General features: G+C 63.9%; 24 protein-coding genes, 1 tRNA gene and 1 pseudogene. 17 read left to right on the top strand and 9 right to left on the bottom strand.

What is annotated here, in order from left to right:
- Window positions 1–68 precede the first annotated feature (68 nt).
- Together BT183_RS16795 and murA are read right to left on the bottom strand one after the other, a co-directional pair.
- A complete protein-coding gene (locus BT183_RS16795; RefSeq protein ID WP_084603621.1) occupies window positions 69–479 on the bottom strand; it encodes a VOC family protein in 411 nt (136 codons plus the stop codon).
- A complete protein-coding gene (gene murA, locus BT183_RS16800) occupies window positions 479–1,771 on the bottom strand; it encodes a UDP-N-acetylglucosamine 1-carboxyvinyltransferase (protein ID WP_072345650.1) in 1,293 nt (430 codons plus the stop codon). Before murA ends, BT183_RS16795 begins: the two co-directional genes overlap by 1 nt.
- A gap of 451 nt (window positions 1,772–2,222) precedes the next feature.
- Here murA and BT183_RS16810 point away from each other — a divergent pair.
- Both BT183_RS16810 and BT183_RS16815 read left to right on the top strand, forming a co-directional pair.
- Window positions 2,223–2,297, top strand: a tRNA-Thr gene (locus BT183_RS16810).
- Window positions 2,298–2,306: 9 nt separating this feature from the next.
- Window positions 2,307–2,567 (top strand): hypothetical protein, encoded by a 261-nt coding sequence (locus BT183_RS16815; RefSeq protein WP_072345653.1) that lies wholly within the window; start codon window positions 2,307–2,309, stop codon window positions 2,565–2,567.
- Between the two features lie 144 nt (window positions 2,568–2,711).
- On the opposite strand, the pseudogene BT183_RS20305 reads toward BT183_RS16815, so the two are convergent.
- Window positions 2,712–2,897, bottom strand: a pseudogene (locus BT183_RS20305) (transposase); the annotation flags it as partial.
- Window positions 2,898–3,201: 304 nt separating this feature from the next.
- Entirely contained in the window at window positions 3,202–5,328 is a 2,127-nt protein-coding gene (locus BT183_RS16825) for a sensor histidine kinase (RefSeq protein WP_084603622.1), read from the bottom strand.
- Here BT183_RS16825 and BT183_RS16830 point away from each other — a divergent pair.
- The 4 genes from BT183_RS16830 (at window position 5,306) to BT183_RS16845 (ending at window position 8,922) form a co-directional block, all read left to right on the top strand.
- A complete protein-coding gene (locus tag BT183_RS16830) occupies window positions 5,306–5,995 on the top strand; it encodes a response regulator transcription factor (RefSeq protein ID WP_072345663.1) in 690 nt (229 codons plus the stop codon). The two genes, BT183_RS16825 and BT183_RS16830, sit on opposite strands and share 23 nt — an antisense overlap.
- Before the next feature lie 459 nt (window positions 5,996–6,454).
- The gene (locus tag BT183_RS16835; RefSeq protein WP_143145858.1) at window positions 6,455–7,822 is read left to right on the top strand and encodes a hypothetical protein; all 1,368 of its coding nucleotides are present in this window, start codon (window positions 6,455–6,457) and stop codon (window positions 7,820–7,822) included.
- A gap of 386 nt (window positions 7,823–8,208) precedes the next feature.
- The gene (locus tag BT183_RS16840) at window positions 8,209–8,592 is read left to right on the top strand and encodes a VOC family protein (protein WP_072346325.1); all 384 of its coding nucleotides are present in this window, start codon (window positions 8,209–8,211) and stop codon (window positions 8,590–8,592) included.
- A gap of 72 nt (window positions 8,593–8,664) precedes the next feature.
- Window positions 8,665–8,922 (top strand): hypothetical protein, encoded by a 258-nt coding sequence (locus BT183_RS16845; RefSeq protein WP_072345665.1) that lies wholly within the window; start codon window positions 8,665–8,667, stop codon window positions 8,920–8,922.
- Window positions 8,923–8,962: 40 nt separating this feature from the next.
- Here BT183_RS16845 and BT183_RS16850 read toward each other — a convergent pair whose 3' ends face one another.
- Window positions 8,963–9,778, bottom strand: coding sequence for an MBL fold metallo-hydrolase (locus tag BT183_RS16850; RefSeq protein WP_072345666.1), 816 nt, complete (start codon window positions 9,776–9,778; stop codon window positions 8,963–8,965).
- 113 nt (window positions 9,779–9,891) lie between these two features.
- Here BT183_RS16850 and BT183_RS16855 point away from each other — a divergent pair, with 113 nt between their 5' ends.
- From BT183_RS16855 to BT183_RS16875, 5 genes are all read left to right on the top strand, one after another.
- Window positions 9,892–10,362 (top strand): hypothetical protein, encoded by a 471-nt coding sequence (locus tag BT183_RS16855; RefSeq protein WP_072345667.1) that lies wholly within the window; start codon window positions 9,892–9,894, stop codon window positions 10,360–10,362.
- Window positions 10,363–10,491: 129 nt separating this feature from the next.
- Complete coding sequence (locus BT183_RS16860) at window positions 10,492–11,577, top strand: Lpg1974 family pore-forming outer membrane protein (RefSeq protein WP_143145859.1); 1,086 nt, start codon at window positions 10,492–10,494, stop codon at window positions 11,575–11,577.
- 67 nt (window positions 11,578–11,644) lie between these two features.
- Window positions 11,645–12,949, top strand: coding sequence for a cytochrome P450 (locus BT183_RS16865; RefSeq protein WP_072345669.1), 1,305 nt, complete (start codon window positions 11,645–11,647; stop codon window positions 12,947–12,949).
- A 16-nt stretch (window positions 12,950–12,965) separates the two neighbouring features.
- The gene (locus BT183_RS16870) at window positions 12,966–14,165 is read left to right on the top strand and encodes a glycosyltransferase (RefSeq protein ID WP_072345670.1); all 1,200 of its coding nucleotides are present in this window, start codon (window positions 12,966–12,968) and stop codon (window positions 14,163–14,165) included.
- Window positions 14,162–15,028, top strand: coding sequence for an alpha/beta fold hydrolase (locus BT183_RS16875; protein ID WP_143145860.1), 867 nt, complete (start codon window positions 14,162–14,164; stop codon window positions 15,026–15,028). Before BT183_RS16870 ends, BT183_RS16875 begins: the two co-directional genes overlap by 4 nt.
- Here the strand turns inward: BT183_RS16875 and BT183_RS16880 are convergent.
- Window positions 15,010–15,219, bottom strand: coding sequence for a hypothetical protein (locus tag BT183_RS16880; RefSeq protein ID WP_143145861.1), 210 nt, complete (start codon window positions 15,217–15,219; stop codon window positions 15,010–15,012). The genes BT183_RS16875 and BT183_RS16880 overlap by 19 nt on opposite strands.
- A 174-nt stretch (window positions 15,220–15,393) precedes the next feature.
- On the opposite strand from BT183_RS16880, the gene BT183_RS16885 reads away from it, so the two are divergent.
- The 5 genes from BT183_RS16885 (at window position 15,394) to BT183_RS16905 (ending at window position 18,118) form a co-directional block, all read left to right on the top strand.
- A complete protein-coding gene (locus BT183_RS16885) occupies window positions 15,394–15,660 on the top strand; it encodes an usg protein (protein ID WP_244545367.1) in 267 nt (88 codons plus the stop codon).
- Between the two features lie 165 nt (window positions 15,661–15,825).
- Window positions 15,826–16,422 carry an acyloxyacyl hydrolase gene (locus BT183_RS16890; RefSeq protein ID WP_072345675.1) on the top strand — a complete coding sequence of 199 codons (597 nt, stop codon included), beginning with the start codon at window positions 15,826–15,828 and terminating at the stop codon, window positions 16,420–16,422.
- Between the two features lie 331 nt (window positions 16,423–16,753).
- A complete protein-coding gene (locus tag BT183_RS16895; RefSeq protein ID WP_072345677.1) occupies window positions 16,754–17,428 on the top strand; it encodes a L,D-transpeptidase in 675 nt (224 codons plus the stop codon).
- A gap of 97 nt (window positions 17,429–17,525) precedes the next feature.
- Window positions 17,526–17,810: a hypothetical protein gene (locus BT183_RS16900; RefSeq protein ID WP_072345679.1), complete on the top strand. Its 285-nt coding sequence runs from the start codon at window positions 17,526–17,528 to the stop codon at window positions 17,808–17,810.
- Window positions 17,810–18,118: a hypothetical protein gene (locus tag BT183_RS16905; RefSeq protein ID WP_072345681.1), complete on the top strand. Its 309-nt coding sequence runs from the start codon at window positions 17,810–17,812 to the stop codon at window positions 18,116–18,118. Before BT183_RS16900 ends, BT183_RS16905 begins: the two co-directional genes overlap by 1 nt.
- 79 nt (window positions 18,119–18,197) lie before the next feature.
- On the opposite strand, the gene BT183_RS16910 is transcribed toward BT183_RS16905, so the two are convergent.
- From BT183_RS16910 to BT183_RS16920, 3 genes are all read right to left on the bottom strand, one after another.
- On the bottom strand, window positions 18,198–18,863 hold the full coding sequence (locus BT183_RS16910; protein ID WP_072345683.1) for a YiaD family glycine zipper/OmpA-like lipoprotein: 666 nt from the start codon (window positions 18,861–18,863) through the stop codon (window positions 18,198–18,200).
- 99 nt (window positions 18,864–18,962) lie between these two features.
- Entirely contained in the window at window positions 18,963–19,739 is a 777-nt protein-coding gene (locus BT183_RS16915) for an SDR family NAD(P)-dependent oxidoreductase (protein ID WP_072345685.1), read from the bottom strand.
- Window positions 19,740–19,799: 60 nt separating this feature from the next.
- Window positions 19,800–21,116 carry a hypothetical protein gene (locus BT183_RS16920; protein WP_072345687.1) on the bottom strand — a complete coding sequence of 439 codons (1,317 nt, stop codon included), beginning with the start codon at window positions 21,114–21,116 and terminating at the stop codon, window positions 19,800–19,802.
- A 423-nt stretch (window positions 21,117–21,539) separates the two neighbouring features.
- Here BT183_RS16920 and hemA point away from each other — a divergent pair, with 423 nt between their 5' ends.
- Entirely contained in the window at window positions 21,540–22,820 is a 1,281-nt protein-coding gene (hemA, locus tag BT183_RS16925; protein WP_072345689.1) for a 5-aminolevulinate synthase, read from the top strand.
- Window positions 22,821–22,939: the final 119 nt, after the last annotated feature.

Consider the following 22,939-nt stretch of genomic DNA (forward strand, 5'->3'; position numbering starts at 1 on the left):
CTTGTGGCGGAGCCCGCGAGATATTGGCACGCCCCGCCCGATCTACAAGCTCGCGGCCGCCGCCGCAATCATTCGTCGTCGTCGGACGCGCTGGTCATGATACCGAGGGCCGCCCCGGTCGGATCACGCAGGAGCGCCACGCGACCCACGCCCGGCACGTCATGGGGTGGGCGGATGGCCGTGCCGCCCGCCTCCATGGCCGCAGCCCAGCGCTCATCGACATTGTCCACCTCGATCGAGGTCAGCCAGTAGCTCTCGCCGGTCTCGATATCGCCGGCAGCAAGTCCGCCGAGCCCACCCACGAGGTGATCGCCCGAATGGATGAGCCAGTAGGGAGCGGCCTCCATGTCGAAGGGCTCGAAGCTCCAGCCCAGCGTTGCGGCAAAGAAGGCCATCGCGGCTTCGGGGTCGCGCGACAGGCATTCGCACCACGCCACGGTGCCATGATCGTCATAAAGCTCCATCTGCGGCATCTCCATCAGCCAGCCACCCGCTCGATCTCTGCGCCGCAGCGCGACAGCTTGTCCTCGAGCCGCTCGAAACCGCGATCGAGATGATAGATGCGGTTGACGATGGTCTCGCCCCTTGCCGCAAGCCCGGCGATCACCAGCGACACCGAGGCGCGCAGATCGGTCGCCATCACCTGGGCGCCCTTGAGGGTGGGCTTGCCGGTAACGGTCGCCACCTGGCCTTCGACCTTGATGTCGGCTCCGAAGCGGGCAAGCTCGGCCACATGCATGTAGCGGTTCTCGAAAATGGTCTCGCGAATGCGCGAGGTGCCGTCCGCCATGGTCATCAGCGCCATGAACTGGGCCTGCAGATCGGTGGGAAAGCCCGGAAAGGGCTGGGTCTCGACATCCACGGGCAGGAGGCCGTTGCCATTCCGCGCAATGCGGATGCCGCGTTCCTCGACCCCGATATGCACACCGGCCTGTGAGAGGGCATCGAGCGCTGCCTGCAAATGCTCTGGCCGTGCATTGCGCAGCAGCACGTCGCCGCCGGCCATTGCCGCCGCCATCGCATAGGTGCCCGTCTCGATGCGGTCGGGCAGCACCTCATGGGTGGCCCCATGCAGGCGGTCGACGCCCTCGATGGTGAGGGTTGATGTATCGATGCCGGAGATCTTTGCGCCCATCGCCACGAGGCAGCGCGCCACATTGCCGATCTCGGGCTCGCGGGCGGCGTTCTCGATGATGGTCGTGCCGCGTGCCAGGGTCGCCGCCATCAGCGCGGTATGGGTCGCGCCCACCGTGACCTTGGGGAAGGTGATTCGCGCGCCGCGCAGGCCGCCGGCCGGGGCGCGGGCCACCACATAGCCGCCATCGATCTCGATCTCGGCGCCCATCTGCTCGAGCGCGAAGAGAAAAAGGTCGACCGGCCGCGTGCCGATGGCGCAACCGCCCGGCAGCGAAACGCGGGCCTCACCCATCCGCGCCAGCAGCGGGCCGATGACCCAGAAACTCGCGCGCATGGTGGACACGAGCTCATAGGGCGCGGTGGTGTCGACGATCTCGCCGGCATGGAAGGTCATGCGCTGCCCGTCCATCTGGTCGGCGCCGCGGCGCCGGCCATGCACAGCGATATCGACGCCGTGATTTTCGAGGATGCGCTCGAGTTGCTTGACGTCGGCGAGGCGCGGCACGTTCTCGAGCACAAGCGGCTCGTCGGTGAGGAGCGAGGCGATCATCAGCGGCAGCGCGGCGTTCTTGGCGCCCGAGATCGGAATCTCGCCGTTGAGACTGTTGCCGCCGACGAGGCGAATGCGATCCATGGAACGGTCCTTGTATTGGGGCGAAGCGCCCGTAACTGCTGGCGGGACGAAGCCCGGCCTTGTGATGGGCGAACGCCCGGCGGTCAATCCTGCGGCGCGGGTCCCGGCGGCTCGTTGTGCCCCGGAAGGCGGTCCTCGCCCTCCTCCAAGGCCGGCTGTCCCCCGCCTTCGGCGCGGGCCCGGGCCTGGGTCTTGCGGCGCTTGAGGTTCTCCCGAAGCTTTGCGGCCAATCTTTGCTCGCGCTGGCGTGCGCCCTCGGCGGCGCTGTCCGATGTGCTCATGAGGCGGATGGTAGCGGCTTATGGTTAACGCAGTCTCCAGACACTAGCGCGTCATGGCCAAAGATGAAACCGATCGCTCCAACGTCGATCGCGGCGGATTTTCGCTTGCACACACGCCGGGCCTGTGGCAGTAACCCCGGCGTTCCGGACAGCGTTCCCCGCTGATCCCTGCTGTGGTAGCTCAGTGGTAGAGCACTCCCTTGGTAAGGGAGAGGTCGAGAGTTCAATCCTCTCTCACAGCACCATTTTTCCCGTTGATTATCCAGAACGATCTGGAGTCGCTGCACAAATCGGCTTGCCGGTTATACACAGCGGTGATCGACATGGTTCTCTCAATGCCTCATCCCCACCGTCATCCCAAGACTGGCGTCTGGTGGTACCGCGAGCGCGTCTCAGCGGACATAAAGCGCCCCGCGAAGGGCCAGACGGTCACCGTCGTGATCGCTGGACGAATCGCTCAGCACAAAATCGGCGCAGAACTGAAGGTCTCGCTCGGCACCAAGGAAGCCGCATAGGGGAAATGGACAAGGAAGCGCGTGACGTCATGATGGGCAGCCGCTCGACCACCGACGCGCGGGAAGGCTATGGAGAATGATGTTGTAGTCGGCCCGCCAGGCCGCCACCGTCGCCCTGACCTGCTGGAGCGATGGGAGCAGGGTCTCGTCCTCGAGCGCCTTCAGCTTCCTGGCCTCGCTGACATCCATGCCGCCATACTTGGCCTTCCACTTGTGGAAGCTGGCGTTGCTCACGCCGTGCTTGCGGCACAGCTCCGCAACCGGAACGCCAGTCTCGTACTCTTTCAATACCCCGATGATCTGCTCTTCGGTGAAGCTGCTGGGCTTCATCTCTGGCCCTTGTCGGGGGGCCAGAGCCTCCTTCAAACTGGATGAGGCCCAAGGGGCAACGTCACAGCCGCTTGGAGCATTTCGCCGTTTCAACCGAACGGTGAAATGATCGAGGCCTCTTTTGCTGGCTGCAGGGGCAAGCCGTTGATCCTGATCAATGGCGCGGAGAAATAAGCGCATTCCGGGTAGCATGTAACGCATCAGCCGGCAGCCCAGTGTGGAGCCGCACAGGCAGTCGACTGGGTTCTCGCCACCAGGGCCCGCCGAGTACACCTCCACCTACGAGATAGCTTAGGCGCAGGCGCTATGCTCCCGCCTGCCCCGAGATGGGTAGCACGAGGCGAAAGGTTGAACCGTCTTCGGAGCTGGCGGCTAGAGTGAGTTCGCCGCCATAGTGCCGGGCTACCTCCCGGGAGATGAACAGGCCCAGCCCGGAACCGCTGACGCCGGCAGTGTGCCCCCGATAGTATTTCGTGAAGATGAGATCGCGGTGCTCGTCCGCCACGCCGCCGCCGTGATCGGTGACATCGATGATGGCCTGGGCGCCATCGGTCGCCAATGCGACGCTGACCGGGCTGGCCGCAGGCGAATATTTAATAGCGTTCTGAATGAGGTTGAGCACGACGATCTCGATGAGATTGCGTTCGCCGGCCACCATGCCACTGCCGTTGACTGCCAGCTGGATCCGATCGGCAGCACTGTCATCGAGCCCGCCCACAACGGCCACTAGAACCTCGCTGAGCTCGAAGGGCTCGGCAGCCTCACGCGTTCGACCCGAATCCAGACGCTCGCCGGCAAGGACGTTTTCGATCAGCAGAGACATCCGCGACACCGTCTGGCGGATCTTTGCGGCGCGGGAGACGACATAGTCCGCCCCCGCCGATGCCGACATGGAAAGATTGTCGGCAGCCGCTGCGATGACCGACAGGGGGGCGCGGAATTCGTGGGAGACCAAAGCGACGAAATCGCGCTGGGCCGAGAGAGCATCGTTGATGGAAACGAGCGATTGCCTGAGCTTGAGTTCTAGCTCTTGGCGCCGCTCCACCTCCTGCTGAAGCGCGGCGTTCATCGTAGCGAGTTCGGAGGTTCTCTCCGCGACTTTGATGGTGAGGTCACGCTCAGCCGCCCGGGTAAGTGCAATGGTGCGATCTTTCTCCCGGCCCAGATCGACTTCGGCCTGTCGGGCGCGCTGGGCAACGGCGGCGCTGAGCAGCACCAGATGGGCAAGGGTGCCGATGGCCATGAAGCGGGCCAGTGAGCTATCAACGCCAAGAAAGTTGCTGCCCAGATACTGGCTTTGCATCACCAGGCTGACGATGATCACGCCGGAAAATGCGAAGGCTGAGAACAGATACTGGTGCTGCCGGCGAACGATGAGCAGGTAGAGCACCACCGCCGAGATGAAGAGGTAGGAGATCTGCTGCAGTCGCGACACGAACAGCCCGACATCGCCATAGCGCCCGGCAAGGGAAAAGAGCAGCGCAATGGCGTTGAGGGCGATGAAGAGCTGTATGGCGCGCCAGGCCCAGATGCTGTGCCGGCGGAATTCGAACAGGCGCCCCATGAACCAGACCATGACGATGCTGTAGAGGCAGACAATGATGCCCCAGCTGAGGTGGATCTGCGCGGGTTGGAACGCGCTGAGCAATTCGCTGGCATAACCGAGATGGAAGATGGGCAGCAGCGCCGATTCGACCAGCACGGCGATATAGACAAAGTGGATCGATTCCCTGAGGAAGTAGCCATAGAGCAGGTTGGCAAATATCATTGCCGCCACGGCGCCGATCACGATGCCGATCAGCCAATGATCGAGATTTCGATAGTTCTCATAGCCATCGTCTTTCCAGATGTTGAGGGCGGTGGTGAGAGACGTCGATGAGGCCAGCCGCAGATAATAGGTGTTGTCCTCGGCTGCGACGGCGATGGGAAAAAGCGTCGGATAGGCGGGCCGCACCTCGCCGCCGCCGGGGAGCGGAGCCGGCTGCACCGGCGCCAGCCGGCCTGTTGCGTCTGGGCCAAAGAGCGTGACGCTTTCGATCAGGGGCCGCTCGATCTGAAGGATCCACTCGCCCGGGGCGGTGGGTGCCGAAAGGGAAAAGCGGATCCACACTGCGCCGCGGCGGTAACCCTCCGTGACCATGGCGGCGAGCGGCATGAACAGGTCGCTAGACCGGCCGGACGCGAAATCCTCGATGGTCATGTCCCCTGACGTATCCTGGAGCACGGCAAGTTGGCCGCGGAGCGACACCGGCGCCTTTGTGCCGTCGGTCGGCCCCAACTCCAGCGCCCAACCAGATTTTGACCAGCCCATACACGCCAGCACAATGGACAACAAAATCAATGCGTGGAATCGATGGGTAAAGCGGCGCGTCATGGAGGCCTTCGGATTGGGATCGAGTTGGAAGTCGATGCACGGGGCGTCGAGCGCCATCGTTTATCTGGTCGATGACGATGGTGATTATCGTGAGGAGATGGTCGAAGGACTAACCCGGATGGGGCTGGATGTGCAGGGCTTTGACAGCGCCTCCACCCTCTATCGGTCTTATGCGGCCAGACCGGCGGATGTCGTCATCCTCGACATCGGGCTCACCGACGAAGACGGATTGTCCATTGCCGCGCACCTGCGTGCCTCCCAGCCGGTAGGCATAATCATGGCCACGGCGCGCGGCACGGTGGAGGACCGGGTGATCGGCCTGCAGACCGGTGCAGATGCCTATCTGGTCAAGCCGATTGCCGTTCGCGAACTGGCGGCAACGGTGACCGCGCTTTATCAGCGGCTCGAGAGGAGCCAACCCGCATCGCACAGGGACAGGCAGGAATGGCGCCTCGAGCAGGGCGGCTGGCTGCTTTCCGATGGGCGTGGAAACAGCCTGAAGCTGACCACCTCCGAAAGGAATTTCCTCGGACGCCTGTTCAGTGAGCGAGGGCAGATTGTCGGGCGTCGGGCGCTGGTCGAAGCCCTGGGCGAGGACGTCTACGACTTCAACTACGCCCATCTCGACACCATCGCCAGCCGGCTGCGGCGCAGGGCTGAAAAGTCCAACATGGTCGTTCCGCTGCACGCCGTTCGGGGCCAAGGCTTCACCTTCACAGACTGACGCGGCAACTAAAGCCTGCACGCAACTCTCCCATACGCCCCCTTACGGGGTTCAACTGACCCTGGACGGGCCGGGCGCGGATCGACCCGGCTAACGGCTGGCTCTGCCTGCGACTGGCTTGAGCTGAAGCACGTCAGCTCAAGCCGGCTCCGGGCAACCGTGACTTGACCCCTGCGGCAATCTAGTTCTGCCCCCACGTCGCTGCAAATACAAAGTGGTGAAAATATACAACACTGAAATTGAAAGAAGGTGACAGGATATGACAGTGGCGCATAGTTTCTGTCGTTGTTGCATCCTTGGCTAAAAACTACTGTTCACGGGAAATGTGTTGAAACCAAAGCAGATCGATTCCAGAATTTTTCTGGCGATCGCCCAGGTTACGGCGGCTTTCCATATCGAGATAACCAGGGATCCACTTCAATGCGGCCACACGCGCTCCTCTTGGGCATGAACGCAGCCTTGCTGCTATCGACTGCCGTATCGGCGGCTGACGCCATAACCCCCGCGCCCGTCATGCCGGCCACAGTTGTCTTCGAGGAGCCGGCACTCTTCTCGCTGACGATCGAAGGCGGCGTCAGTGCATTCGGCATGCCCAGTACCGATACCATCGGCACCACCAATATCGGCGGGCTGAACGGCGACGAAGTGCTGTTCGAGGGGCTCGACGACATGCTGTTTGGCGGCAATCTCGCAGCCAAGTTTTCCGCACCGATCAACGACAGCGGCGCAGGCGTCACTGTCTCGGGCTTTGGCGCCTTTGCCACGCGCAGTGGCAGCCAGTCGCGGGTACTGGACGACGAGCGGCTGCTGGTGATCCACGGGCCGACCCTGCCGGTTGGCACGATCGGCATGTACACCTGGGATCTCGATGGCATTGCCACGGGGACCGGCGTGGGCGACCTCGGCGATGCCGAGTCCACCGTGACCGCGGGCGGCGGCGTTGCCATTCCGACTGCCAATGCCGCAACCATCCTGGGCCCGGTCCAGGACGTGGAGTCCAGCCCCGACGGGTTCACCTATGCCGGCGTCATCGGCGACTATCAGACCTTCTCGCTGGGTGCATTGGCCACCACTGACGGCGCAATGTTTGTCGGCTATGGCGAATTGCTGGGTTGGGAAGTCTCGACCGACGTGACCCAGAACATGGTGCATTCCGGCGCCGACCTCACCTTCTCGCAGACGTCCTCGCCCGACGGCGGCAACGTGGCATTCACCGGCTATGCCGGACCGAGCTTCCGCTATCTCAGCACGGAGACGACGACCCAGACGTCCGTCACGCCGCGCCAGTTCGCCGAGTACGCGCCCGACTTCGAATATGCCATGTTCAGCCTCGACACGATCGAGACCATCGACACCTATTATGCCGGCGGCGTGGTGGGCGGAAATATCGATGTATCGCTGTGGAGCGGCTCGACCCTGTCGCTGGGCGTTGGCGGCGGCGCCTACTACGCCTCCTCGCACTATGCATCCGAGACCGAAGCCACTCTTTCAGGTGGCAGTGCAGCGGCCGACGAGAGCGTTTTCAGCACTCTCAACCTCGAGCCCGAGACCGGCTTTGCCTATACCGCCAAGGCAGACGGCAAGTTCTCGGCCCATATCGGTGAGCGGCTGCAGCTCAATTTCGGTCTCGGCGCCGAATATCTGTCGCGCGTCGCCTCGGCCCGCTTTGCTGGAAGCAATGGCATGACCGTTAGCGACACCGCGGGAGACGATGTCGGCGTCCCGGACGCCGATTTTGACAGCTCGAACGCCACTGGCAGCACCATCCTGACCTTTGGCGATGCGATGTCCTACAAGGCGACGATCGGACTCACCGGCCAGTTCTGAGCCGAACTGCCCGATGACAGAGCGGGGGGCGCCGCCAGCGCCTTCCGTGCTGATTTGCGGGCCCTGCCCTGCCGCTTTGACGTATCATCAAGCACCCGGCCTTGCGCGGACAGTTCGCGGTTCAGCATGCTCCCGTGACGTTTTCCGTCCAGAACGAGTTCTTGCGAGCCTGCATGTTATCGCCATCCAGCGTTCCAACCGCTTGCCGCTGAGTCACGACGGTGATACACAACGGCAGAAACAAGCGCGATATTTTGCAGTAAAATCAACGGCGTGCTCGAAAAGAGGCGGAATTCAATCCTCTCTCACAGCACCATTTCGCTCCGCTTCCTGCAAACCGAACGCTCGTCTCCGCGTTGTACTCCTTCACGGCGTTGGAGATGAAAATGGATGCGTTCAGGCAGAAAAGTTCATCTGCGATCATCGCGGTGAGCGATATCGAGAGGGCGCGGGGCTTTTATGGCGAGGTGCTCGGGCTTGAGAGCGAGACCGGGACCATGCCGGGGGTGCTGGTCTACCGGACGGGCAGCACGCGGCTCGTGATCTATTCATCCGACGTTGCGGGCACCAACAGGGCCAATGCGGTTGTGTGGGATTGCGGGGAGGACATCGAAGCGATCGCGGCCGCCTTGGCGGCGCGCGGCGTGACGTTCGAACGCTACGAGATGGAGGGCGTGAGGTTTCGCGATGGCGTGCATGATGCCGGCGGCTTCAGGATGGTGTGGTTCAAGGACCCTGACGGCAATATCCTGCACCTCACCAGCGCGTGACGCGCCGGGATCGTGGCGAAACTCCGCCATCATCATCCTGTAGTGACGCGCAAGAGCCACCGGAGAGAGACGATGCGCACAGTTCTTGCCGCCATGATGCTGATGTGCAGCACGCCCGCATTTGCGTGGACGAATTTCCTCAATGGCGAGACGGGCGGGGCGCAGACGCAGCGCTACTGCCGATATTCCAACGGCGACACCCTCCCCGTGCCCCGCACCGGAACCTGCCCCTCGGCGCGCGATGCGCCCTCGCCGCTGAGCGAGAGCGGCATGGCGCCCCAGCTGCCCGTGGTCATTCCGCAGATCGTGGTGCCGATGCCGCGGCTCTAGAGATGTTCACCGCCTCTCAGCCAGTTCGCCGCGAAACGCTTCAAAGCGCGCGCCAAATGTCGCCCTCCCGCCGGGCCCGGCCCTCGCCTTCAAGCTTTTTGAGATGCGCCTCGACATTGCGCAGGGCGGCCCGTGCCAGATGGGGATCGGCCTTGTCGTAGAGGCGCCGGGACAGATCGGCAGGGGCTTGCGGCTGGCTGGCGATGGCCGACAGAATTTCGGCTTCGCGTTTCAGCCGGTGATCGAGCAGCCGCCGCACATGCGGCTGCGGATCGATGATGGCGGGGCCATGGCCGGGCAGATAGAGCCGATCATCCCGCTCAAGCAGACGCGTCAGATTGCGGCAATAATCGCCCATGTCGCCATCGGGCAGCGGCACGATGCTGCTATTCCAGCCCATGACATGGTCGCCCGAAAACAGCAGGCCATCGTTGCGCGCGAGGCAGAGATGGTCGCTGGCATGGCCCGGCGTGTGCAGCACCTCGAGGCCGCCAACCCGATCGCCATCCCGCAGCAGGATGTCGGGCAGGAAGGCATCGTCGGCAAACCGCTCGAAGGCGTACACGGGCAGTCCGGTGACGGCACGCAACGCCTCGACGGCGCCGAAATGGTCGGCATGATGATGGGAAACGATGATGCCCGCGACATCCTCGAGCCTTGCGATGACATCGAGATGCTGCCTGTCCTGCGCCGGGCCGGGATCGAGGATGAAGCGCCCGCCATCGGTTTTGATGAGATAAGTGTTGGTGCCGTGATAGGTCATGAGGCCGGGATTGGCGGCAACCATGCGGCTCACCCCGGGGGCGACAGCCTCGAAGACCCCGCGGGACGGCTCGGGTTCAGTCAGGAAAGCCATGCGGACCTCGGCGTGTTCTCGGCGCCTTGCCTAGCAGCCGCCCGGTGCCTTGGCCATCTCGATTGCCGCGCCTGCCGACTGCCGCTATCTCTGCCCGAAAAGGAAATGCCGCGATGACCCAGCAGAGTAATGACACCGACGATCTGACCGTGGTCGGCCTCACCTCCTCCTTCGAAGCCTTCGGGCTCGTGATGGACTATCTCTCACGGGTCGCGCCGTTCGCCGGGTTCGAGCTCGGAAAATTCGGCGGCATCATCCGCCAGCAACTGGCACGGGGCCATAATCTGGCGGCGCTGAACGGGCGCAGGGAGATGGTCGGCTATGCCGGGTGGATCCACACCTCGTCGGTCAGCGCAGAACTCTGGGCTTTGGATCAGGGTCCGTTGCAGCATCTGGATGGTCAGGCACACGATGCAGCCGCGCTGACGGTTGTGGCCGTTTCCGACCCGCGCGCCACGATGCGGTTGATGCGCGGCGCGCGTGCGCTCAACAAAGGCGTCCGCGTCTATTTCAAGCGCAGCTATGATGGAGAAGTGCGCGGGCCCAAGAAGGCCTCGGTGCTCAATTTCTCAACGGAGGCTTAAGCATAAGCGCTGTATTTGTAGCGGGCGCGCCACAGACGGCCAGAATGCGGCTCAAAATGGCCGAATGCAGTTGCGCCCAAGCAAACGCACCGATACCGGTGACTGACACAGTCCAGATTCGAGGCCAAAATGCGGCTCAAGACAGTTCTTATGGGTTCAGTTTCAGCACTGGCCACAGGGGCAGTCGCCACTGTTCCGGCCCAGGCGCAGGATCAGGGCTACACCTTCTCCGTGCAGGGCGGCGCGCTCCTCAGCAAGGCTGACCAGGCTTTCCTCGACAAGGAAGGTGACAAGGGCGGTCCTGTCAGCGGGATCGGGGTTGTCGAATCCGAGATCCCGGACAATTTCGGCTATACGGCTGGCGTCACCGTCGGGAAGCGTCTCAACAGTGAGTGGGACGTCATGTTCGGTGCGTCGGTCAATCGATTGATCGATTCGACATACGAGTCTTTTGGATCTGGCAGCAGCTTCTCGGGAAGCAGCAGCTACACGCCCGGTGTTTCGGGATCGTATTCTGGCTTTGACGGCGGATTTGAAATTACCGGCGTTTCGAACTTCAGCTTTGAAACGATGGAGTTCGACGTCGGCTTCCGTCCTGTCCTCGATGCTGATCTGAATGTTCGCCTGTTTGCCGGCATTCAGGCTCTGCATTTTGACCGTAACGTCGATTTTGCCGGAATTTTGGGCGCAAGCGGTGAGAATGGCAGTTTCAATACATCCGGCAACGGCACCTACAGCGGCGGCGAATATATCATAGGCGGCAATGTCGGCTTGCGGTCCGAGTTCTTTGGAGCGGGTCCGCGAATCGGCGTGAGTGGATCGAAGGCTTTCGGCAACGGTTTCGGGCTTTCCGGATCGCTCGCCGGATCGGCGGTCTTTGGACGCCAGACCAACACCACCACCTTCAATGCTGCTGGCGAAGGTAGCTCCTATTCCGGGACCATCAGTGGCGGCGTGCAGGAGCCGTCGGTCTCCTCGGGCTCGAGCTTCCCTGGCGTTCTCCCGATCACCAGCCAAGTGTCTACAGTCGACAAGATCGTGCTCGGGGTCGAGGCTTCGGCTGGCGTCGACTATTATCTCGACCAGAGTTCGACGCTGACCTTCGGCTACCAGGCCAAGAGCCTCTACAATGTCGGGGCCACCGATGATTTCGATGCATCGGACAGCAACAAGCTGGTGCATGGTCCGTTCCTGAAGTTCCAGTCCTCGTTCTGATTGCGGATGGATTGATGTTGCAACGGGCCGCGTCCGCGAGGGCGCGGCCCGTGCTATTGATCGCACCATGATCACCCTCGATTTCTTCACCGGTCCTCTCGCGAGCGCATGGCGGGACAATCCCTGCGGCGTGCTGTTCGAGCTGGCCCAGCGTTTTCCAGGCCAACCCGTGGCCATGCAGCTGGGGGATCGCGTCACCCTGCTGCTGATCCAGGATGCAGCATCGGCGCGCCACGTCCTGCACCTTAACTCCGAAGCCTATGGCAAGCATTTCGGCGCCTTTCTCGGATTTTTCGGCGAGAGCCGGCTGACGGCGGACGAACCGGACTGGCGGCGGCTTCAGAAACTGTCGCAGCCCTACATCACCGCCGCGCCGGCCGATCGCATCGTTCACTCCACCACCCGGCATGTCGGCGCGGCTCTAGATGGGCTCCTCGGCGCCCCCCCGGCGGACGCGGTGGAGGTCGACGAGGCTCTCAATCGCGCCGCAGCCTCCGTCGTGGCCGATGTGACGTTCGGCTTCGGTCCGGATGATCTTTCGCCGAGCCTCTTCGCCGATTTCCGCAACATCCTCAGCTACGCGTCGCGGATCGCCTGGAACGTGCCCGGGGCCCGCCAGCCAGCAGGCTTCGACGATGCACTTGAAAGGGCGCTGGACGCGCGATCGCGGATCGGGGCGGGCCTCGACCGGCTTGTGGCCCGCCAGGGCGAGGTTGGCGGCGCGTCGGTCCTGTCCGACCTCGCGGCGGCGTCGCGGCGGGGTGAGGCCGACCTGCTGGGCGAAGTCTCGAGCCTGCTTTTTGCCGGCTTCGACACTTCGGCTGCGGCGATGGGCTGGGCGATGTGGCTTCTTGCAGGCGCCCCAAACCTGCAGCGCAAGCTGCGCGATGAGGTGCGACAGGCGCTCGATGGCGCCCCGCCCAGTGCGCGGACGCTGGCCCTGATGCCGCAGGTGATGGCGTTTCAGGACGAGGTGCTGCGGATCTTCCCGCCCATCCCGATCCTGGGACGAAAGGCCCTCGTGGACGACCGGATCGGCGATATTCCCGTCTCGCCCGGGCAGATCGTTCTCGTTTCCATCGTCGGGCTTCATCACGATCCGCGCATTTTTCCCGAGCCGAGACGCGTCTCGCTGACACGCCATTCCGCCGACGGGCCGCGCGACCGCGATGGGCAGTTCATTCCCTTTGGTCTCGGCCGGCGGGTGTGCGGGGGCGCGCGCATCGCCAATATCGAGTTGACCACGGCCATTGCGCTGATGCTTGATCGGCTGCAGATCGACCCGCCACCCGCCGGACCCATGCTGTTCGACTACCAGGCCAGCCTCAGGCGAAAAGGCGGCCACCGCTTTTCGCTGTCCCCTGCGGCCTGACCACCAGGATATTGCCATGCGGCTGCTGTTCAGTGCCATCAACTGCACCCTCGATGCCAGCAATGGCGCTGCGATCAGCATCCGCACCTTTTTGCGCATGCTGGCGCGACAGGGCGTCGAATGCCGATCCTTCTCGGCTTCGATCTATGATCGTCCGGCGCCCGGCTCGGCGCTCGACAATATCGGGGCGACAGGGGCCCTGCCGGTGCAGGAGCCGGGCATGCCCCAGACTCTCTGGCTGGGCATGGACGAGGCCGTCTCCCACTATATCGAGTTCGTGCCGGGCATGCGGCAGCAGGATTTTCCGCTGGCGCACGAGCAATTGCTGCTCAACCGGGCGCTGGCGGTGCTCGATGCCTACAAGCCGGACATCCTCATGCTCTACGGCAACCGGCGCTATGAGCGGACATTGCTCAAGGTCGCCCGGGAGCGTGGCATCGCGACGGTCTTTTACCTCGTCAATCCAAGCTACAAGGATGAACGCAATTTCGAGCATGTCGACCTCGTGTTCACCGATACCGAGGCAACGCGCCAGCTCTATCGCGAGCGGTTCGACTTCGACCCCAAGGTGATCGGCAAGTTCATCGAGCCGCCGGCGATCCCGGCGCGCAGCGGCGAGCGCAGCTATGTGACCTTCATCAATCCGAGCGCCGAAAAGGGCGTGACGCTGTTCTATCGCATCCTCGAACTTGCGACCGAGACGCTTCCCGAGGCGAAGTTCCTCGTGGTCGAAAGCCGCAAGACGCTGGAAGAAGTGTCCGAGCGCACCAACATGCCGTTCGGGCACTTCCCCAATCTCAGGCGTGTAGGGCTGCAGCGCGACATGGGCGCCGTCTTTGGCGCGACCAAGGTGCTGCTCGTGCCCTCGCTCTGGCATGACAGCGGACCGCGCGTGGTGGTGGAGGCCTGCGCGCTCGGCATTCCGCTCGTTACCACCGATCGCGGCGGCGTTGCCGAACTGGCGGGTGAGGCGGCGATCGTCATTCCCCCGCCCGAACCGCTGGTGCGCAATCACTGGCTCATCCCCCCGATCAGCGAGGCGATCCCCTGGGTCGAGGCGTTGCGGGCGCTGCTCACCGATGCAACTGAATACGACCATTACCGTAAGGCCGCGCTCGCGCGCTGGGCCGACCATGATCCCGCGCGGCGCCTTCCCGGCATCGTCAAACTGCTCGAGGAGGCAGTGGCGGCCCGCCGTGCCGGGGGCGCTGTTTGACCGGACCGGTCTCAGCAACGCGCGAGGATATCCTCGTGCCGCTCGGCGGCAGCTTCGCCACGCTGTCAGTGGGTGTGTTCGAGGCCGCGCAGATGCACACCACGCTGATCATGGTGCATGGCTTTGCCGGCAACGGGCGCGATTTCGATGCGGTTGCCGGCCCTCTCGCACGGGCTGGCTATCGCGTGCTTTGTCCCGACATGCCGGGCCGCGGCCGCAGCGTGTGGTTCGACAACCCCGCGCATTACCGCTTCTCAACCCATGGGCGCGCGCTGGTTGCCCTCATAAACCGGTTTGCCGACAGGCCGGTCATCTTGGCCGGCATCGGCTGGGGCGGGGTGATCATCGCCCTGACCTTCACCATGGCGACACTGCCCATGGTCAAGGGGGTGGTGCTTTGCGGAGTGCCCCTGTCATGGCATCTGGGTGAGGATGAGGAACTGGTCGAGGCCGCGCGGGATGCAGGCCTGCGGTTCTCCACCCAGGCGGCCGGCATCGACCATGTTCTGGCGGGCTGCCGCTTCAGGGGCGCCGATCCCGGCCACGCCGTCAATCTGGCCAAAGGACGCCTCATCGCTGACGGCGAAGGCTGGAAGCCGGCCTTCGACCCTGCCCTCGTGCTGGGCAAGGAACAGGCCGGCAACCGCGTCTACGATATTACCCAGGTGCTGCCGGCGATCACCGCGCCGACGCAGGTCATATCCCTGCGGCGCGACGGATACCCTGCCGCGGGACCCGAGGCGATGGTGGCGGATAGTCCCTCGGCCTTTCTCTTCACGCGGCCCGACGAGCAGCGCATGCTGATGACGGCGCTCGATCGACTTTCGGACGCCGCCACCCCGGCTCAGGCGACCAGCGGCTGATCGCTGTCGGGAAAGGGCTCGACGGGCGGAGGCAGGTCAGGCCCCGGCGGTTCGACGGGCGTGGGAAACGGCTCGGGAAAGGGTTCCGGCACAGGCTGGGGATCGGGTGCCGGCGAGGGCCCGGGCGGCAGAGGGCCGGGTTCGGGAACTGTCACCGGACCGGGGAAGGGTTCGATCGGCGGATTGGACATCGGCATCTCCCTTGGCGTGTTGGGGAAAACGCCGCGTCGACCCCCAGGTTCCTCTGCTACTCGCCGCGCCGGAGTGCTGATTTCACATCGCATCGCGTCGAAGCCATAGTGCAGGTGCTGCTTTGCCTGGGCGGCGCGACCGCCTGCAAGGCGCTTTCCTGCATGGAGTGCCTCATGGACCACGACTTCATCCGCCAGCTCAAGGGCTATGGATTGACCACGGCGGAAATCCATTATCGCCTGCCCGATACGCCCAGCCTGCTGCAGACCTATCTCTGGCAGAATTACGATATGGCTCCGGACTTCCCGGTGCTGAAAAAATTCCTCGATTTCTGGGCGCGGGAACTGGAGGGCCCGCTGCATTCGGTGCGCGTGGCCCATCAGCGGCTGATCCGCCCGTCCGAATACCGCGCCGTCAACGGCATCATCACCATCAACTGAGCGGAGGCGAAGCGTTCACACGCGGTCACATCGCGCCGGCTGCGGGCCGGCCAATGCAAGTCTGCAACAGGCAGACTTAATACGTAAAGTCAGGGCCCCTGCCCCTTGCCGGCCAAGGCCGGTTCGGCAGAGTGAAGCATCGATTTCGGCGGGGGCCCGATTGCCATGAAGTCCATCATCGCCTGCATCGCCATGATGGCCTCGACCGCACTCTCCGGGGCGGCAATAGCGCAGGATGCCGCGCAATGGCTATTACCGCTCGAAGAGGTGCGGGTGGGCGGCGCCATCTCCTCGGTTGAGCTCATCCCCTATTCGATCTTCGTGCCGGAGGTATCGAGCTTCGATATCTCCAATCTCGATACGGTGACCTTCGAGGCGCTGTTCCGGCTGCCCGATATCGCGGCATTCCAGTGGCTGGGGTCGCCGCGCATCGAGTTGGGCGGCGTGCTCAACCTGCGCGGCCGCGAGAGCGTCGCCCATGCCGGGCTCAACTGGCACGTGCCGGTCTTCGAGACCCCGCTGTTTCTGGAGATGGGCTGGGGCATCGGCATCCATGACGCCGCGCTCGAAGGCGCCACCGCGCCCTACCGCAATGTGGGGTGCAATCCGCTCGTCCATTGGTCTTTGTCGGCGGGCGCCGAAATCGACCCGAACTGGTCTGTGATCGCCAGGCTCCAGCATGTCTCGCACGCGCTCCTGTGCGGGGATGCACCCAATGACGGCATCAACAATTTCGGCGTCTCGCTGGGCTATCGGTTCTGAGGCCAATCGCCATTAGGACGAGCATCATCCTCGCCCTGCCCGCTGATCCGGACTTGGGCACATCCGTCGGTTGCCTCGATTGATGCGTCTTTGCCACGCTCCGCCTCGGGCACGGCCGCTCGCCTTGCCTTGACCACAATGATTGACGAAGTGCTGGATGAACGACGCCCCGGAGCGCGTGCGCAGCGCCCGGCATCGGCCAAATAGATACAGTTGCGCACTTTGTCTTAATCGGTGTGCGTTACACCGGAACCCTGAACGAACGGCAGCATTGGGGAAGCGCGCCGTGTCGTCGCAGTCCGTCATCATGCCTATTGAACGAGACCCATTGATGCCTGCCACCGCCCAGACATCCCGCCGCGCCTTTCTTGCCGGCGCGGCCAGCCTTGCCGGACTTGCCTTGTCCGGCTGCGCCGTTTCGGGCGGCAGCCGCCGTATCGCGCAGGCTGCCCCCCAGTTTTCCGATTATTACCTGCAGATGTATGGCCCGCTGCCGAACGAAAAGTTCCCGGTGCCGGCCATCGATCTCACCCAGCTCAAGCCCTCGCATTTCCGGGCTGAGGTGGCCGACCCGACCGGGGAGCGCCCCGGCACCATCGTCGTCGATACCGGCGCGCGCTATGCCTATCTGGTCCAGGAGGGCGGGCGGGCGATCCGCTATGGCGTCGGTATCGGCCGCGACGGGTTCACCTGGCAGGGCCGTGCGGACATCGCGCGCAAGGCGGCCTGGCCGACCTGGACGCCGCCCCGCGAGATGATCGAGCGCCAGCCCGAAGTGGCCGAGTTTGCCAATGGCATGCCCGGCGGGCTTGAAAATCCGCTCGGCGCCCGCGCGCTCTATATCTACCGCAACGGCCGCGACACCATCTATCGCCTGCATGGCACCGGCGAGGTCTGGTCGATCGGCGAGGCGGTCTCGAGCGGCTGCGTGCGCTTCCTGCACCACGACATCATCGATCTCTACAATCGTACCCCGGTGGGCGCTCCGATCCTCGTCTACACCTGACGACTCGCCGCATCGAAGCTGAGACGGGGAACCCCGAGGGCTCCCCTCTCATTACTCTGCCAAACACAAAGACAGTGATTGGCAGAGGAAGACGACGATGCAGGAGCCCCAAAAGAGCGCAATAGCCGTTCCGCGCCGGGCCATCGACCTTTCGCCCAAGGCGATCGTGCAGCACAACGCGCTGACCGTGCGCGAAAAGATCGAGTTGCTCGAGGACATCCGGCTCCAGCTGGGCGGCGATGTGGCTGATGGCGCGGCCGAGTTCGGTACTGCTGATATCGACAAAGCCCTCGGCGAGCTTCGCCAGATGGCCGCGACTGGAAAAACCGATCGGCTCACAACGTCCGAGCCCGCCCGAAAGATGGCCGGAGGGCGGTTCTGATGGCCATCGACCCCAGCATCACGCCCGCCGACCGAGCCCGCACCCCCGGCATCGCCGTCGATCATCTGGTCGATGAGACCGGCGCTGCGGTGCCGCCCCCTCAGGACGAGATCGTCGTTCCCGCCGAAGCACCGGAGCCGCGCGCCGCGGCGCGGACCGGCCCCTCGAAATGGTGGCGGCTGAGCCTTATCGGCCTGGGGATCGTCGTGGCCATGCTGCTGGTGTTGCAGCTGATGGCCGGCGGGCCGGCCAATACCGACGTCGTGCCGGGCACGCCGGCCTCGGCGCCGGCACCTCAGAGCCCCTGACGCGGTCGGACCGACATCCTGCAAAACAAAAAGAGCGGCCAAGGGCCGCTCTTTGCATAGGCGCCAGCGCTTAAAGCTATCAGCCGCGGATGGGCGACAGCTGGATCTCGACACGGCGGTTCTGGCCCCGGCCGGCTTCGGTGGCGTTGGAGGCGATCGGGTTGGCCTTGCCGCGACCCTCGATATAGAAGCGCCGCTCATCGATGCCCTGCGTGCGCAGCACCGTCGCAACGGCCACGGCACGACGCTGCGAGAGGTCGAGATTGTAGCTGTCCGATCCGGTGGAGTCGGTATAGCCATAGACGTCGACAACCGTGCGGTTGAACTTGCGCAGCACCAGCCCGACCGAAATCAGCGTCTCGCTGAACTGCGGCTGCACCGCCGAGGAATCGGTGGCGAAGGTGATGTTGGAGGGCATGTTGAGGATGATCTGGTCGCCCACGCGGGTGACGGACACGCCCGTGCCCTGCAGCTGGGCGCGCAATTCGGCTTCCTGCTGGTCCATATAGGAGCCGATGGCAGCGCCCGTGAGCCCGCCCACGCCTGCGCCGATGAGCGCGGCGATGCGCGGATCGGTACCCGTCGCCGCGCCGATCACCGCGCCAGCGATAGCACCACCGCCCGCGCCGATCAGGCCGCCGCCCGCCGTATTGGTCAGTTGCCCCTGCCCGGTATAGGGGTTTGTGGTGGTGCAGGCAGCAAGCGAGAGCGCGGCGATGCCGGCGACAATGACGTTGGACTTCATGTTGCGAGACCTCTGAACGATTTCGCCGCTTGTTAAGGCTGAATGCGGCAGCATGTTGATGGCCGCGTGTTCACCGGGCCACAGCTTGGGCTGCAACGATTATCCGTTTGCCCAGCCGGCATCCACCACGAAATTCTGCGCCGAAACCATGCGGGAATCGTCGGCGGCCAGAAACAGCGCCATCCGCGCGATGTCGTCGGGATAGACGCGGCCGGCCAGCGCCTGGTTGGCATCCATGGCGGCATTGCCGACCTCGTCGACCCAGAGGTCGAGCTGGCGCTGCGTCATCACCCAGCCCGGCACAAGCGTGTTGACGCGCACGCCATGGGGCCCCAGTTCCCGCGCCATGCCGCGCGTCAGCCCATGGGCCGCGGCCTTGGCAGCCTCGTAGACGGGCAGCCTGGGGCTCATGATCATCCACGAGATCGAGCCGAAATTGATGATCGAGCCGCGCCTCGCCGCGATCATGGCCGGCGCTACCGCCTTGATGGCAAAGAAGTAATGCTTGAGGTTGACGTTGACCCGGCTGTCCCAATAGGCCTCGTCGACCTCCTGCCAGTCATGGCGCTGGTCATTGGCGGCATTGTTGACGAGCACGCCGGCGGCGCCATGCCTGTCCGCGAAGCCCGCGATGGCCGCCATATAGGCCGGAATGTCGGTGATGTCGCAGGGCGTGAAGGCAACCGTGCCGCCTGCGGCATTGAGCTCCTCGGCCAGTCGCTCGCCGGCCTCCCGCGCGATATCGACGAAGCCGACCTTGGCGCCCTGGCCGGCAAAGGCGCGCACGAGTGCCTCGCCAATCCCGGAAGCACCGCCCGAGATCACCACCGGCATGCCTTCGAGGCTCGGATAGCGGCCGAAGCTGGCTTCAGTCATGAGGGTGCTGCCTCCCGGGGCATGGTCATATCACTGCTGACGCCTTGGCGTTTCGGCACTTCAGCCGATGGCCGGCACTGCGGGAGCGGGCGGAATGTCCATGGCCTCGACACGATCGAGCAGGGCCTCGATCTTTCCGACATTGTCGATGTGTCGCGTTTCCATGGAAAAGCTCAGCGTCACATAATCGCGGCCCGGGCAGAAGGTGCAGATATTGGCCGCCGAATGCCACGCGCCGCAATAGATCGGCTCGATCATGCCATGGGTGATGGGCCCATAGGTGCGGTGCGGCGGCACCAGGGTCAAAACGATATGCATGCCGGCATTGAAGCGCCAGAAGCGCTTGTTGGGCAGGGCGGGGATGATGCGATTGATGCTGCGCAGCGCGCGGAACATCGCGTTGATCGTCACCTGGAACTTGGTGATGTCCTTCTGCTCGATCTGTCCGACCGTCTCGTCGACCTTGCGCACATAGGCGACGAAATCATCGAGCACCTGGAACTTGGCCTCGAGCGCGCGCACGCGGAAGAAATCGTCATCGGCATTGTTGCGCTTGGTATCGAGCATCGTGTAGGCGGCGCCGATGACCTTCTTGCTCATATGCCGGTCCTCGCCCTCGCCATTGAGGGCGTGGGTGACGAGCGCGAACATCAGCGAGCGCTGACGCACGCCCAGCCTGTTGGCCAGGCGGCGCAGACGGTGGCGACCCAGTGCCAGTGTGCGGAAGCCCCAGGGCTTTTCCGGCGGGGCGAGCAGATTGCCCAGCGTGATATAGATGATTGCCGTCATCCATCCCCGCAGCGTGCTCTTGAAGCGGGAGCCGAAATCGATCTTGTTGGACTTGTCGGACATAACCCCGTGGCTGGCCGACTGCGACCGCGTCAGGAGCGCCGAATCCGAGCCCTCGAGCAGGGCATGGCTCGACCGCACCTGGATGCAGCTGACGCGCCCCTGCTCATCGGCGCCATCGCGGCGGACGGCCACCATCACCCGGAACAGCGGCAGGTCATTGCGCTCGAAAATGTCTTCGGACTTGCTGAGCCATTTGTCGGGATAGCCGTCGAAGCTTTCCACCGTCTCGACCGAGGTGATCGCATCGAGGACATGCTTGGGGAATGGCTGGCCGGGCTTGGCGCCCACGAAACCATGTGTGAGCTGGGGCGCCAGTGTCACCATTTCGGCAACGAGATTGCTCACGGACTCCTTGTCGAAGCCCTGGCGCGAGAAGGCCGTGTAAAAGACCGTATCGCTGCCCTTGTAGAGGAACCACTGGAAGTCCGTGAACAGCGCCTGGGGGTTGCGGCTGACGGCGGCCTGGGCGATGGCAAGCAGTTCGGCCTGGTCGCTGGCAAAGCTGGTCGATGAAAAGCTCTTCACGCGTATCCCCTTCCTTGTTCCCTCAGCCGGTCATTAAAGTGCAGCCGGCGCGGCGGTCAATCAACCCGGCAGCAATGCTTTCAGGTCGTTGCCGAAACGCTTCACGTCAGCGTTGCCTTGGGTTCACTCTAGCGCATCTGCGCTCGATGCGGAATTCGCCGCAAGGGCCGAGGTTGCAAAGGGTGAACGGGATGTTGGCGCACGCCCCTTCACGACGATTTTTTGCCCGCCTTTCTTGGCAGGCGGCCCGATGATCATTAGGATGGTTCTAACGTCTGAGGTCGCTACCCTTGTGATTCAATGACTTGAAGGTGCCTGCGCGCGCGGCGAATTGACCTATGTCATGGCGCTGCCCGGAGGAATAGGTTCCCCTCGCCTGCAGGCTGGGCAAGCCGGCGGGCGAACGAAAGGTCAGGCCTTATCATGGACTATCGCGGCTATTTCGAGGATGCCGTAGACGCGCTGCGGCAGGAAAAGCGCTATCGCGTCTTTGCCGATCTCGAGCGCATTGCCGGCAGTTTTCCCCGTGCCATCTATCGCGACGCATCGGACAATGCGCGCGAGATCACCATCTGGTGCTCCAACGACTATCTTGGCATGGGCCAGAACGACAAGGTGATCGCCGCGATGCAGGATGCGGCGGGCAAGCTGGGCGTCGGCGCCGGCGGCACGCGCAACATCTCGGGCACCAACCGGCCGCTTGTCGAGCTCGAGCGTTCGCTCGCCGACCTGCACCGCAAGGAATCGGCGCTGGTCTTCACCTCCGGCTTCGTTTCCAACGAGGCGGCGATTTCGACCATTGCCCGCCTGCTGCCCGATTGCGTGATCTTCTCGGACCAGCTCAACCACGCCTCGATGATCGCCGGCGTGCGCCTCTCGGGCATGCAGAAGCACATCTTCCGCCACAATGACGTGACGCATCTGCGCGAATTGCTGGCAGCCACCGATCGCAAGCGGCCTAAGCTGATCGTGTTCGAATCGGTCTACTCGATGGATGGCGATGTCGCCCCCATCAAGGAGATCTGCGACCTGGCCGACGAGTTCGGCGCCCTCACCTATATCGACGAAGTCCATGCCGTGGGCATGTATGGTCCGCGCGGCGGCGGCATTGCCGAGCGCGACGGCCTGATGGACCGGATCGACATCATCGAGGGCACGCTGGCCAAGGGCTTTGGCGTGATGGGCGGCTATATCAGCGCCAATCGCGCCATTATCGATGCCGTGCGGTCCTATGCGCCCGAATTCATTTTCACCACCGCCCTGCCCCCGGCGCTGTGCGCGGCGGCGCGCGCCTCGATCGAACACCTCAAGGGCAATGGGCAGGAGCGGGTGCTGCATCAGCGCCAGGCGCGGCTCACCAAGGCCATCCTGGCCGATGCCGGGCTGCCGGTCATGGATACCGAGACCCATATCGTGCCGCTGATCGTGGGCGATGCGCGGGCGGTGAAGGCTGCCAGCGACATGCTGCTCGACAAGCACAACATCTATATCCAGCCGATCAACTACCCCACCGTGCCCAAGGGCACCGAGCGGCTGCGCATCACCCCGACCCCGCTGCATACCGACGAGATGATCTTCGAGCTCCGCCACGCGCTGGTCAGCGTGTGGACGAGCCTCGAGCTGCCGCGCGAAAAGGCCGATGCCGCCATTACCGCGATGAAGCTGACCTCGGGCGACCTGACCCTGCCGAGCCTGGGCGGCTGAGCCTCGATCGGGGTCGCCTTCGAGCGACCCTTCATGTCCTCGGACATCCCTTGGCCTTCACAGGTTCGCTGAATCGGTTAAGGCCGGTTGGCCCAGCTCCCGGCTGATCGATGGGCCGG

The organism is Devosia enhydra (assembly GCF_900119845.1).
GTDB lineage: Bacteria > Pseudomonadota > Alphaproteobacteria > Rhizobiales > Devosiaceae > FPKU01.

Excerpts from the sequence above, each read along its gene's own strand:
- BT183_RS16795 (WP_084603621.1), bottom strand. The coding sequence starts at position 479 with ATGGAGATGCCGCAGATGGAGCTTTATGACGATCATGGCACCGTGGCG.
- murA (WP_072345650.1), bottom strand. The coding sequence starts at position 1,771 with ATGGATCGCATTCGCCTCGTCGGCGGCAACAGTCTCAACGGCGAGATT.
- BT183_RS16830 (WP_072345663.1), top strand. The coding sequence starts at position 5,306 with ATGCACGGGGCGTCGAGCGCCATCGTTTATCTGGTCGATGACGATGGT.
- BT183_RS16825 (WP_084603622.1), bottom strand. The coding sequence starts at position 5,328 with ATGGCGCTCGACGCCCCGTGCATCGACTTCCAACTCGATCCCAATCCG.
- BT183_RS16840 (WP_072346325.1), top strand. The coding sequence starts at position 8,209 with ATGGATGCGTTCAGGCAGAAAAGTTCATCTGCGATCATCGCGGTGAGC.
- BT183_RS16845 (WP_072345665.1), top strand. The coding sequence starts at position 8,665 with ATGCGCACAGTTCTTGCCGCCATGATGCTGATGTGCAGCACGCCCGCA.
- BT183_RS16850 (WP_072345666.1), bottom strand. The coding sequence starts at position 9,778 with ATGGCTTTCCTGACTGAACCCGAGCCGTCCCGCGGGGTCTTCGAGGCT.
- BT183_RS16855 (WP_072345667.1), top strand. The coding sequence starts at position 9,892 with ATGACCCAGCAGAGTAATGACACCGACGATCTGACCGTGGTCGGCCTC.
- BT183_RS16860 (WP_143145859.1), top strand. The coding sequence starts at position 10,492 with ATGCGGCTCAAGACAGTTCTTATGGGTTCAGTTTCAGCACTGGCCACA.
- BT183_RS16865 (WP_072345669.1), top strand. The coding sequence starts at position 11,645 with ATGATCACCCTCGATTTCTTCACCGGTCCTCTCGCGAGCGCATGGCGG.
- BT183_RS16870 (WP_072345670.1), top strand. The coding sequence starts at position 12,966 with ATGCGGCTGCTGTTCAGTGCCATCAACTGCACCCTCGATGCCAGCAAT.
- BT183_RS16880 (WP_143145861.1), bottom strand. The coding sequence starts at position 15,219 with ATGTCCAATCCGCCGATCGAACCCTTCCCCGGTCCGGTGACAGTTCCC.
- BT183_RS16885 (WP_244545367.1), top strand. The coding sequence starts at position 15,394 with ATGGACCACGACTTCATCCGCCAGCTCAAGGGCTATGGATTGACCACG.
- BT183_RS16890 (WP_072345675.1), top strand. The coding sequence starts at position 15,826 with ATGAAGTCCATCATCGCCTGCATCGCCATGATGGCCTCGACCGCACTC.
- BT183_RS16895 (WP_072345677.1), top strand. The coding sequence starts at position 16,754 with ATGCCTGCCACCGCCCAGACATCCCGCCGCGCCTTTCTTGCCGGCGCG.
- BT183_RS16900 (WP_072345679.1), top strand. The coding sequence starts at position 17,526 with ATGCAGGAGCCCCAAAAGAGCGCAATAGCCGTTCCGCGCCGGGCCATC.
- BT183_RS16905 (WP_072345681.1), top strand. The coding sequence starts at position 17,810 with ATGGCCATCGACCCCAGCATCACGCCCGCCGACCGAGCCCGCACCCCC.
- BT183_RS16910 (WP_072345683.1), bottom strand. The coding sequence starts at position 18,863 with ATGAAGTCCAACGTCATTGTCGCCGGCATCGCCGCGCTCTCGCTTGCT.
- BT183_RS16915 (WP_072345685.1), bottom strand. The coding sequence starts at position 19,739 with ATGACTGAAGCCAGCTTCGGCCGCTATCCGAGCCTCGAAGGCATGCCG.
- hemA (WP_072345689.1), top strand. The coding sequence starts at position 21,540 with ATGGACTATCGCGGCTATTTCGAGGATGCCGTAGACGCGCTGCGGCAG.